This window comes from Streptomyces sp. SAS_272, from assembly GCF_052543235.1.
In genome coordinates this window covers 122,818-134,109 of record NZ_JBMNDR010000005.1, presented here as the reverse complement: position 1 = coordinate 134,109, position 11,292 = coordinate 122,818, and the positions used below count along the sequence as shown (strand labels likewise).

Below are 11,292 nucleotides of genomic sequence, written 5' to 3'. Positions count from 1 at the left end.
TTCCGGATGGCCACCGCCCGGCTGCTGCGGTCCCTGCATCGAGGGACGCTGGCTCCGGCAGAGAAAGAAACCCACGGACCGCTCAGGACGACTACCTGCTGGTGGAGCTGCTGTGTGCCGCGTTGGCGAAAATCCGCCTCGAACGACAGCGGGCCGGCGTTCGAGCCCACGGCACCGACGGGTCGGGGCCATTGCCGCGTGCCTGGCGTGATGCACGCGGCCGGTTGTGGTGGAAGGCGCAGTCACTGGGCTTGGAAGGCCCCGGCAACGACCTGGAACTGTTCGACTGGTGCCGTCGCCCGCTGGGATCGTGGCCCGTACCGCTGTCCCTCACCGAGGGCGATCTCGAAGCGGTGCTGCTGGAGGGTGATGCCCTGTCTGAGTTCGCCGAGCAGGCCGCAGACCTTATCCAGCACGCTGACGTCGAGGCGGAACTCGTTCAGAATCAGGTGTTTGCCGCCCTGATGCTGTGTGCACGGATGAACGGTAAGGACGACGACGCTGTCCAGCGGGTCTACTGCCGGCTGCGGCGCCTGCTGATCGACCATCCGGTGCTCAGCGACCGCGAGGTCCAGGCGCTGGCGCGGGAACTCCCGGCAGCGGACTCCGACCATGACTCTTTTTTCGCGAAGTTCGTCCGCATCGCCTGCGTCCACCACCCGGTCCAGGCGCCGGGGAAAGTCCGCCTGCGGCACTGTGCAGACTGCCGAAATCCGGTTGACGACGGGGCCGTTGGCTGTGGGGCTCCCGGCTGTACAGGGGTGCCAGAGCAGTACGAGGTGGCGTGTCTGGGCGCGTATTGGACCCAGCACCGGGCAACCCGCCAGTTCTTCCACGACCCTGGACTGCTGGAGGGACGGCTGCTGGACCACCTGGGCGAAATCGCCGACGGCACACTGTGCGTCGAGGACTGGCCGTGCCTGGACGCGTGGGATATGGCGTTGACGTTCAAGACCCAGGAACCGGGTGCAGAGGCGGAGCGCTGGGCCGTCGACGCCAAGGACTGCTCAAGCCCAGCCCTACTCGCCCGAGGCTTTCGCTGCGATCCACGCGTGCCGGCGCGGCGACGCATCATCGTCATCCCCATGCACCGCCTCAGAACTCCCGGCTACCGCACGGACCTTGAGCGTGAACTGCAGGGCCGCGTTTCCGGCGTCGAAGTCCTCGACGAGAAGACGTTCCTGCGGCAGGCCACCGTCCGTGCGCGCCAGGCAGGAGGAACGCGATGAGGGACACCCGCGCCTGGAGCAAGCCACTGGTCAAGGAACTGGCGGACGACAGCGTGCGCCCCCTGCTCGGCCCCCTCAGGCCGTGGGAGATCTGCGCGCTGGAGATGGGCCTGTCGTTCCTGGACGACCATCTGCCCGGCCAGGGCGTCGGCGCGCTGTGGCCGGTCCTGTCTGGATACATGCGCCTGGAAGGGGACCTGGGCCCGCAGCTCCGGACCCTGCGGGAGGTGATGGGCCCGCTTGCCAAGACCGGGACCATGCGGGAGAAGCTCGATCAGTACGTGAAGCTGCCGGTACAGGTGCGAGGCTTCGCACCCTGCGACATGCGCGGCCACAAGCCGGAGTTGTCGACCGTGTTCACTCGCCGGTTCACCCCATACGCCGCGACCCGTCATGACCTCTACCGTCAGACGCTACAGAAAATCGCCCCCTACCAGACGGCCTCGTCATACCGGCCGACGCCGCCGGGTTCGGTGTGTTCCTTCGAGCGGGCCGACGGCAGGCGGGAACAGATCCGCGTCCCCGAGACTCTCATCCCGGCGCCGGCGCCCGCGGTGCTGTCCGCAGCGGCCTCCCGAGTGCAGGAGCCCATTCCCCTCACGCGGGATGACTTCCAGTGGGCTGCCGAACAGATCGACAAACTCCTGGAAGCCCATCCGGAGATCGAAAACCGGGACTTCGTCAAACGGTTCGAGCAGATGGAAGCCCTGCTGGCCGACCACACCGAAGGTCATCTCCTCGATCATCAGTGGCGGATGACCATTGACCGCCTGTGGCACGTGGTCGGCCTGATGAACAGCGGCAAGTCCACCCTGCTGGACCTGATCGCCTTCATCGTCGCCCGCCGCGGCGGAAAGGTCGGGTTCGTCCTCGCCTCTGGCAGCGACGTGTTCGCCAAAGTCAGCTTCCTGCAGGCCCTGGGCATCGATGCCGTGCCCATCTTCGGACGCACCCGGGAAGGCATCCACAAGGACCGGTTCTGGCGCTCGCTCCTCCACGACGGCGAGACGACCTTCCCCACGGGTCTGGACCCTGCCGCGGCGTTCGCCGACGACCAGTGCTACCTGGAGGAGCTGCGGCTGACCAGCAGGACCGACCGGGCCCCGCTGCCCCGCGAGGAGCGGCCCTGCACAGGCCGGCTCACCGTCGCCGGCGAGAGCGGGCGTCGAGACTGCCCGCTTCTGTCGCGGTGCCCTTCCCATACGGCGGCACGCAAGATTGCCGAAGCACAGGTGTGGGTAACGACCTCGGCGGGCCTGGCCTCGACGAGGATGCCTCAGTCCCATATCGAGGTCCGCGTCGCCGAAGCCGCACAGCACCACCTGTCCGTCCTGCTCGTCGACGAAGCCGACACCGTGCAGCAGCAATTCGACGACCGGTTCCTGCTGCACGAGATCCTTTCCCAGCCCGGCAGGGGCTGGAGTCACCGGGTAGGCGACCGCATCGGGCAGCGGCTGGAGCACTCCTGGTTCCTCGATCTGCTCAACCCGGAGGTGACGGCCGGCGACAAACACTTCCGTCGGCACGATCAGGCACTGACCGAGCTGTACCGGCTGGTCATCGCCTCTGGTGCTGACGCCCTGCGCGACGTCATCGTCGAGGGACCGTTCACCGGCTACAGCCTCCTGCGGCGCTTGGCCCGCAGCCTTCACGGCCTTGGTGAACGGACTGACTTCACGGACAAGGCGGAACAGGAAGAAGCCGCCGACTACTACTTCGAAGAGCACTTCGCCTCACTGCTCTCCGCCCCGTTCCAGCCTCCTGCGACGAACTGGGCCGAGCTGATCGAAGCGATGACGGCAGCCCACGACACTCATGTCTCGGCCCAGGAGGCCGCAGAGGCATGGATCACGACGCACCAGCCCGCCATCGACGAGGCGAATGTCCGAGGCACGCTGGCGGAGTACGCACAACTGCTGCAGGCCGGGGTGTGGGCCGCGCGAATCACGACCTCATTCTTCGAAGTTGCCCAACGCCTGCACGCCATCAGCTCCTCCCCGATCGGCGACGGGGAGGACTTCTGGAGCCGGCAGCCGCCACGTGACCTGATGCCCTTCGTGCCCGAACAGGCTGCCGGCAACCTGATGGCACTGCAGTGGCAGCCCAACCCCGGTGGTGACAGCGGATCGTTCAGCATCCTGTGGCTGCGCGGGGTCGGCCGCTGGTTGCTCTACCACCTCCATGATCTCCTGACAGCCGAGGGCATCGAGGGACCGCATGTCATCCTGGCCTCAGCCACCAGTTGGATGCCCGCCTCGCCCCGCTTCCACCTGGACGTCGCCCCGAACCTGGTACTACGTGAGCCGGCAAAGGCCAGGGCGGCGCTGAAGGAGAGCAAGATGTTCTTCCGCCCGCCGCGCTACCCCGACGGCCGTCCCGTCTTCACTTCGGGCACCGGCGGCGACCCCATTCGCCATGCCCACGCGCTGTGCACGGCCGCCGATTGGATCTGCAACCCGGCCCCCGGTGCGCGCGAGTCCCTGCTCCAGCAGGCCCGTCTGCGGCTGGCTGACGACCGTCAGCAGGTCCTGTTCACCGTGCAGAGCACCCGCGATGCCCAGACGGTCGCCGACTACATCAACCACAAGACCCCGTACACGGCCCTGCACGTCATTCGCGACGACGATCCGCCCACTCGGCACAGCATCCCGAGGCGCCGCCTGCCCACCTTTGCCGCTTCCGGCGCCGACATCCTGGTTGCGGCCGAAGGCGCCGTCCAACGCGGCCACAACATCCTCAACGCACGCCGCGTCGCCGCCCTGGGCGCGGTGTTCTACCTGGCCCGCATCCACCCACCCGCCGACGATGCCACCTTCCCGCTGTCCCTGCTCAGCCGCGAGGCGATGCGCCGCCTCCGCGACCCGATCGAGCTGGCCGGCCCCTTGGTCGATCCCGTCGACCTCGCGCGCAAACTCCGCCACGGCGAGCGTCGGCGCTGGCAGCAGCGGGTCGGAGAGCCGGTGCTGTTCTCTCGCCTGACCGACCCGGTCGAACACGCGGCGTTCGTCGGCAACTTCATCGTCCCGCTCCACCAGACGATCGGCCGAGGCATCCGTGGCAACGAACCGGTGCTGGTGTACCTCTGCGATGCCGCCTTCGCGCCCCGCACCGCCACGCTCGACGAAACCGCGGCCGACACTCCCCGCACGAGCGTGATCGTCGCCGCCCAGCAACTCCTGCACGGCTGGCTCACCGATCCAGGCCCGACCGTCACCGCGGCACAGCGACTCGACCATGAACTCGCCCACGCCTGCTGGGGCCTGGCCTCCCATCTCCTCGACAACATCGACTGGGGTCACCGCTGATGCCCGCCTACCGCGCCACCCAGGCCACCGTGCTCACCTTCGCTACCGGGGCCAGCTGGCCCGTCACCGGCTACCGAGCGACCTGCCCACCGGGGATGCTCAGCCTTCTGCAGGACGCCTGGGAAGCCCGCCCCGGCCGCCGAAAGCGCAACGGACCCGACAGCCTGCCCACCAGGTCGCTGAGGGACTTGATCACCCTCATCGACCCGGAGATCACCTCCGTGCAATGGAACCCGCGCCATCCGGCCTGGCTGCGCGCGCGGACCGAGATCGACCCGGACCTGCTGCTGATCGCGCTGTCGGCATGGGCCTCCGCTCATGTGGCGCCCCAGGTGCCGGACACCGACTGGTACGGCCGTCTCGAAGGCGCCGGCCAGTTCGAATGGATCCCCGAAGACCTCGACCTCGCCCAGCACGGCCTTCATCTCAACGGCACCGCCAACCCTCCCGCGCACGTCTTCGACCTCCTGCCCAGCCTCGTCGCCGAACATCTCACCACCACCGATCTTCAGCTCCTGGGCCACCGCCGTGACCTGCGGCTCGGCCCCACCCAGGCCGACGGCCGCCGCGCCCTGCATCTCGGCCAGCCGGAGCTCCTCATCGATGACGACGGCGCGGCCGGAGCCAGCGTGGACGTCCTCACCCTCCACCTGGAAACCGTGCCGGGGGTCCCTGAAGTCCACCTCCACCTCGACCTGGGCATGACCCGCTTCGCGACGAACGCGCTCGACTACATCCCCCGCCGCGGAAACGGCGACCCCACCACCAGCGTCCTGCTCTCCGCCAAAGAGGGATTCATCCACCGCCGCGAACGTCCCATGCTCCTGCAGAGCTCCGTCATCATCCGCCGACGCGGACAGGACACCTCCTGGGCCTGGCAGCCGGGCGTCACCAGCATCCTCGCCCGCCTCACCCACCACGATCCGCCCAGCCTCGACGAACTGCGCGCCGCCCCGGGCAACGCGGCGGTTCAGCCCTTCGCCGCGCACCTCGTGCACAGCACCGGCATGACGTACCGCTATCCGGACCAGGACGGCGCCCCGCCGGCTCGTGCGACCCACGACCATCCCGTCGGCCACGGCTACCAGCCCCGCGACCATATGGAGGTCCTCACTCAGGTCGCCCGACAGCTGGAGGACAAGGGCCTGGTCCCGCTGACGCCCAGCCCCAAGGCACGGACCCGGTCGAAGACACGCCTGCCGATGCATCTGCCCGACTCCCCCACGTACGAACTCGAAGTCTGGGCCTCCTCCGACCGCACCTGGCAAGGTCTACAGACAGCCGCCGCCAACAAACTCGGCCTGACTCCCGCCACCTCAACAACGGCGTGCGCCAGCTTCACCGGACCGATCAACCTCACCCTCCACCGCCACGACCCCCAGGACCTGACCGCCGGCCTGCCACGCTCCACCGAGTCGGACCCAGCAACCCGGCGGGCCGCCTACGAAGCCAGCGAGACCGAACGCACCACACAAATCACCCGGGCATTCCCCCGCCTTGCCCATCCCATCGCCTGCATCGTGGAGATGGAAGGCGCGGCCTACTTCTCCCGCACACACCAACGCGACCCCAAAACCCTCTTCAAGAAGGTCCTCCCGAGCCTGCGCCGCAACGTCCAGGGCCTGCGCCCCATTCCGCCGGCCAACCCCAATCCCAGCAAAGCAGCCCTCGCCAAGCGTTTCCCCGGCACCGACTTCGCGACCACCGACATCGAGCGCGCCGCTTCCGCCCTCCGGGACGCCCTCCGCCAGGCCGGTCACCTGCCCAAACTCCCCGCTCCACCCGGTGTCGAAGGCCCCTTCGAGCTGATCACCGTCTGGCTCGCCCCCGCCGGCGAGCGGATGCTCGTGCCCATGCTGATCCGTCAGCACACCCACGAGGAGTCCACGGCACAGCTCATGACGACGACGGGCAGCCCCACCGAGCGTCCCATGCCACTGACCGCCCTGCCGGAAGCCCTCGTGGCCGGCCGCGGACGCGTGCCCCGTACCGCTCGCGCGGCCCTCGCCGAATTCCTCACCAACGCGCTGTCGCTCGACTCCACCGCCAACCGCCTGCTGCTCGTACGCCGCGCCCGGACGAGCGACAAGGACATCTGGCCCTGGCTACAGGACAGCCGCATCACCTTCGACCAGCTCGTGCTGCCCGGCATCGACATCACGGCCCCCAACGCGGACCCAGACCGCCGTAAGCCCGGCGACCAACCGGGCCTCCGCATCATCCGGCTACGCGAGCGCAGCGATCGCTCTGCAGTGCCCAGAGCTTTCGGTGTCACCCAGGAAATGGCCAGCGCCGACGACGACACCGACGAACTGATCCCCGTCACCCGACACGGACGATTCTCCGGCCTGGTCGAAGTCGGGGAACGCGCCTTCTGGGGCATCAACCCGCGCCCCGATCAGAACCAGACCCCTCTCACGCTCACCAAGTTCGACCCGGCCCAGACCGCCAGCCGGACCTGGACCTGCTCCAACCCCACCTCCCTGGAGATCGTGCCCGCCTTCCTCCAGGACGGCGACAACCCGGCCGACTGGGCCATGTACGTCCACGCCCAACGACGCTTCCACGCCCACACCAACATCGCCACCACCTGGCCCGCCATCGTCCACCTCGCCGAACTGATGGAGGAATACATCGTCTGATCGGCCAGCCCATGCACTGCTGACTGGTCAGGTCACACGCGCTAGCCGGATGAGTCGGAGGCCAGACCTGAATCTCCGAAGATGTACGCGGGTCGGGTCAGCGAAGGACGATGGGACGCTCGGGCACGCCTTTGGCGAGTACCTCGGTGATGAGGTCGAGGAGACCAACGGGATAGATCGTCTCCGGGGTGTCCCTCAGTTCCTGAAGACTCCACCAGCGATGGGCCTGGATGTTGTCGGGCTGAGTGGCACGGGCGGGGTCGACATCCTTGGGCGCGAGTTGGGCGAGAAAGTACCGCTCGACCTGCCGGACTTCCCGCCCGCCGACTGCATGAGCCGTGCTGCGCTCGGCGAGCTGCGTACCCAGTACGACGTCCTTCTCGTCGACGCCGAGTTCTTCGCTCAGTTCGCGGAGCGCGGCGGCGGCGTGGTCCTCCCCTGCCTCCAGGGAACCGCCGGGGGTGGCCCAGTAGCCTCCGCCCTCGGGGTAGCGCAGCAGGAGGACCCGCTGGGCATCGTCAAGGGTGATGACGCGTGCGGCTTCCCGCAGGGGTGAGGTGGTCATGCCGCCCATTGTGGTGGTTCAGGCCCGTTCGACGAGAAGGCTCCGACCGAACGGTGTCCTGGCCTTATGCCTGAGGGTGACGAGTGCCTGGGCTGCGGGTAGTCAGACCGACCGTATGGCGGATGTCAACGGCCGGCGCCGCCGCACAGACCGAGGCTGTGGCCCATCTCGGGATTCGGCCCCTGCGGCTTGCTACGGTCCCGCATATGACGCTGCCTGTACCTCGTGCTGTTGATCTACGCCGGGAACCGCTTGACGGGGTGCTGGAGCGTGTGGAGCGGTCACTGCAGGTACGTCTCGGCCGGGAGACAGTGGTGCGCAAGCGCCGGACTGTCGGGGCACGGACAGACCGCAATACATGGGTTCGCATTGAGCGGCGTGGGTTCGACCGGATCGGCGCCCAGGGGTGGAACGGCCCCGAATCGGCTGCCGTCCTGAGCGGGGTCGCCATGCCGCGGTGGTACACAGGGCTCGCTTGGCGCGAGCCCGGTGAGCCGGTGATGTGGCGGGCGGATGAGATGGAACTGGTGAATGCCGCGCCGGTCGGTCAAGCCGCTCTCGTGATCGAAGACCCTCGTCTCGCGGATGCGTGGTGGTCCTCTCTGAACGCCTCGCTGGACGCGCTCGCTGCACAGTCGGCACCCCGCGTCGCCACGCCGGACACCGAAACCATCAGGCAAAAGCTGGTGACAGCTACCCTCGGGGAAGTCTTTCCCGAGGTGACCGACACCACGGTGGAGGAGTGGCTCCCGGCCCACGCCGACTTGACGTGGGCGAACGTCACCGGCCCGGAGTTCTGCATGATCGACTGGGAAGACTGGGGCATGGCGCCACGAGGGCTGGACGCGGCCACGCTATGGGGCCATGCCCTAGCCGTCCCTGCCTTGGCGGAACGTGTGTGGAGCGAGCGTCGGCCGGACCTGGAGAGCAGGTCCGGCCGGCTGATGGCACTGTTCATGTGCGCGAAGATCGCAAGTCCACACGCGCACCCCGAGGACCCCCGGCTGGAGACGGCCAGGAAAGAAGCCGCGCGGCTCATTGCTGAGCTTCACAACTTCGGGCGACGGCCCTGCGGCAGGTGCCCGGACTGACCGTCATACGGCCTCCGGCCAGCCGTCGAACGAAAGGATCGGGCCCCCGTCCAAGTACCGCTTGACGGCGACCAGGGTGGTGTGTGTGAACGGTTGCGGAAGGTGGCCCGGCGGCACCCAGGCGATGGTGTCGTGCTTGTGCGGTTCCGCGTTGTGGGGAGTACCGCTCCACCGGTCGGTGTGGAAGACCAGGGCCATGAACATCCCCGGAACCTCCGCTCCCCAGGAGCCATGCACTACGTGGACGAGGCGCAGGTCTGCCTCGGCAGCCACGATGCCCGTCTCCTCCTTCAGCTCCCTGACGGCGGTCGCGGTGATCGGTTCCCGGGGCTCGCCCTTGCCACTGGGGACGTCCCACTCGCCGGGCGCGAAATCCGATTGGCTGCTCCGCCGCAGGATGAGGAGTCTGCCGCTGTCTGGATCCGTGACGAGCACAGCGGCGATGAGTCGCGTCGTCATCGGTTCACTCTTCCACCGGGCCAGTGGCTGATTGGACTCAGTCAATCGCCTTCCTCCAAACGATCTCGGGGCGTGGGAGCGATACACCCGGTGCAGGCGGATCGGTCAGTCTGCCGCAGAAGCCGTACGGTTCGCCTCGGGTTTTTCACCGCACCCGCGCTGGTCGAACTGGTGCACCTTCCCCGGCGCTTGGTGGGGCCGGCAGTTGCGGCACTGGTTCAGCACGCGTACGTCTTGCCCTTGCCACGGTCTGCTTCATGCTCAGTCCGCCAAGCTGGAGATCCTGTCGCCGCAAGGCGGCACTCCGACTCGGCTTCTTGCTGTACCGCGACCAGAAGGAACCCCCGCCATGATCGACGTCGTCAAGCGCAGCGCCCGCGCCATCCTCGTCGACGGTGACGACCTTGTCCTGATCCAGCGCACCAAGCCGGGCCGGGAGCCGTATTGGGTGACGGTCGGCGGTGGTGTGGAAGCCGACGACAGAACCATCGAGGCGGCCCTGCACCGCGAGGTGTACGAGGAACTCGGAGGCACAGTGGGCCGCGCTGAACTCGTCTACCTGATCACCGACGAACTCGACGACGGCATCGGCATCCAGCACATCTTCGCCGCAAACCTGGTGTCGATGGACCTGACCGCGCGGACCGGCACGGAGTTCAGCAAGCCAGAGCGAGGAGGCTACGAAGTGGTCCGGGTGCCGTTCACAGCGGAAGCCGTCGACGAACTTAACCTGATGCCACCACAGTTGGCTGAGTTCATCACCGCCAACGTGGACGCACTCGTCTCCGTGCTCGACACGCCGATCCGCGAGGCTTGAGACGGTCCCGTGTCCCCTGGTTTATCACGTCGTGCCGATGGCAAAGTTGATCGCTGAGGAGACGCCGCTGGCAACGTGGGTGGGCCGGTATGAGTCCTCGGGCCACGGCCTGCCGCCCGACACCCACACGCTTCGAAGACCGAGCCCGTTCGCGCCTCCGATGTCGGCACTCGGCGAATCGCCGATCATCCAGGCGCCGGAGAGGGGAACTCTGACGACTTCCGCCGCCGCGTGGAAGATCTCCGGGTCCGGCTTCCTATGACCAACGCGTTCGGAGATCACCCAGCCCTGTACGAGCTGTTCGAGCCCGGTATTGCGGATTTTCGCTTCTTGCTGCACGGTGCGGCCGTTGGTGACAATCACGCAGGTCCAGCCATCGGTGAGCGCCTTCGTGAGCGCCTCGCGGGTGGTCTTGGCCAAAACGACGCGATCAGCGGCGCCACGATCGAGAAGCGTTCGGATAGCGGTTTCAGGAAGCGCCGTCCCGTAGCGGTCCGCCATGGCCTCTGCGACAGCCGGTTTGGGTGTGTAGCCGCTCGCGTCGAGGGTCATCAGCCATTCGATGTCGGTTTCGGGCAGTGCATGCTCCGCCAGGAGTGCGGTGGCCGCGGCCCGGAAGGCGGCGTCGCGGTCTACCAATGTGTTGTCGAGATCCAGCATCAGCAACGGCATGACCGGCAGTAGACCACGAGCCATAACCTCCGGGCAGGTGGGTTTCCCGGCCGCGATCCGCGTGATCTCAAGATGAACCAACGTAGGCGGTCGCGCCCGGACTGGCCTTCGAACCGGACCGACGTCAGTGCGAGAGCCGGGCATCCACGAGTTGGCGCACGATGAGCACTCCGTCCCGGAGCCACTCGACGAGTTTGGCCGGAGCCTGCCTCCGGGCGCTTGGCCCTGCCCCGAGTACGACCTAGCCGACGCACCGTCGACTGACCCGCATCGGTCGGCGCGGTCAGTGACGGCTTCGGTCCTCTCCGGTCCCCCGATGGCTCAGGGATGGTGCGGACTGGCATTGCAGGCCGCCCGGCACCCGAAGCACCGCTGACGATTGCGGCGAGCTGATGACGGCTCGGGCAGGTGAACGCAGCCTGCTTCGAAGCGTGGCACCGTAGCGGGGGGGGGGGGGGGGGGGGGGGGGGGGGGGGGGGGGGGGGGGGGGGGGGGGGGGGGGGGGGGGGGGG

Annotated in this window: 8 protein-coding genes; 5 read left to right on the top strand and 3 right to left on the bottom strand. The window is 67.9% G+C overall.

The genetic code is table 11. The annotated features are described in order from the left end of the window. The first annotated feature begins 101 nt into the window (after positions 1-101). From ACN6LD_RS05960 to ACN6LD_RS05950, 3 genes are read left to right on the top strand one after another with little or no spacing between them, the layout of a single operon-like run. Positions 102-1,229: a restriction endonuclease-related protein gene (locus tag ACN6LD_RS05960; protein WP_445034658.1), complete on the top strand. Its 1,128-nt coding sequence runs from the start codon at positions 102-104 to the stop codon at positions 1,227-1,229. Next, entirely contained in the window at positions 1,226-4,534 is a 3,309-nt protein-coding gene (locus tag ACN6LD_RS05955; protein ID WP_445034657.1) for a pPIWI_RE_Z domain-containing protein, read from the top strand. The genes ACN6LD_RS05960 and ACN6LD_RS05955 overlap by 4 nt, the downstream gene beginning before the upstream one ends. Beyond that, a complete protein-coding gene (locus ACN6LD_RS05950; protein ID WP_445034656.1) occupies positions 4,534-7,176 on the top strand; it encodes a pPIWI_RE module domain-containing protein in 2,643 nt (880 codons plus the stop codon). The genes ACN6LD_RS05955 and ACN6LD_RS05950 overlap by 1 nt, the downstream gene beginning before the upstream one ends. Positions 7,177-7,273: 97 nt before the next feature. Here the strand turns inward: ACN6LD_RS05950 and ACN6LD_RS05945 are convergent, their stop codons facing one another. After that, the gene (locus ACN6LD_RS05945) at positions 7,274-7,741 is read right to left on the bottom strand and encodes an NUDIX hydrolase (RefSeq protein WP_445034655.1); all 468 of its coding nucleotides are present in this window, start codon (positions 7,739-7,741) and stop codon (positions 7,274-7,276) included. 206 nt (positions 7,742-7,947) lie between these two features. Here ACN6LD_RS05945 and ACN6LD_RS05940 point away from each other — a divergent pair, with 206 nt between their 5' ends. Then, a complete protein-coding gene (locus ACN6LD_RS05940; RefSeq protein WP_445034654.1) occupies positions 7,948-8,832 on the top strand; it encodes a hypothetical protein in 885 nt (294 codons plus the stop codon). Positions 8,833-8,835: 3 nt separating this feature from the next. On the opposite strand, the gene ACN6LD_RS05935 is transcribed toward ACN6LD_RS05940, so the two are convergent. Then, positions 8,836-9,291 carry an NUDIX domain-containing protein gene (locus ACN6LD_RS05935; protein WP_445034653.1) on the bottom strand — a complete coding sequence of 152 codons (456 nt, stop codon included), beginning with the start codon at positions 9,289-9,291 and terminating at the stop codon, positions 8,836-8,838. A 349-nt stretch (positions 9,292-9,640) separates the two neighbouring features. Here ACN6LD_RS05935 and ACN6LD_RS05930 point away from each other — a divergent pair, with 349 nt between their 5' ends. After that, positions 9,641-10,108 carry an NUDIX hydrolase gene (locus ACN6LD_RS05930; RefSeq protein WP_445034652.1) on the top strand — a complete coding sequence of 156 codons (468 nt, stop codon included), beginning with the start codon at positions 9,641-9,643 and terminating at the stop codon, positions 10,106-10,108. A gap of 24 nt (positions 10,109-10,132) precedes the next feature. Here ACN6LD_RS05930 and ACN6LD_RS05925 read toward each other — a convergent pair whose 3' ends face one another. Then, positions 10,133-10,780 (bottom strand): HAD family hydrolase, encoded by a 648-nt coding sequence (locus tag ACN6LD_RS05925; protein ID WP_445034651.1) that lies wholly within the window; start codon positions 10,778-10,780, stop codon positions 10,133-10,135. Between the last annotated feature and the right edge of the window lie 512 nt (positions 10,781-11,292).

Excerpts from the sequence above, each read along its gene's own strand:
- ACN6LD_RS05945 (WP_445034655.1), bottom strand. The coding sequence starts at position 7,741 with ATGACCACCTCACCCCTGCGGGAAGCCGCACGCGTCATCACCCTTGAC.
- ACN6LD_RS05955 (WP_445034657.1), top strand. The coding sequence starts at position 1,226 with ATGAGGGACACCCGCGCCTGGAGCAAGCCACTGGTCAAGGAACTGGCG.
- ACN6LD_RS05940 (WP_445034654.1), top strand. The coding sequence starts at position 7,948 with ATGACGCTGCCTGTACCTCGTGCTGTTGATCTACGCCGGGAACCGCTT.
- ACN6LD_RS05950 (WP_445034656.1), top strand. The coding sequence starts at position 4,534 with ATGCCCGCCTACCGCGCCACCCAGGCCACCGTGCTCACCTTCGCTACC.
- ACN6LD_RS05930 (WP_445034652.1), top strand. The coding sequence starts at position 9,641 with ATGATCGACGTCGTCAAGCGCAGCGCCCGCGCCATCCTCGTCGACGGT.
- ACN6LD_RS05935 (WP_445034653.1), bottom strand. The coding sequence starts at position 9,291 with ATGACGACGCGACTCATCGCCGCTGTGCTCGTCACGGATCCAGACAGC.
- ACN6LD_RS05925 (WP_445034651.1), bottom strand. The coding sequence starts at position 10,780 with ATGCCGTTGCTGATGCTGGATCTCGACAACACATTGGTAGACCGCGAC.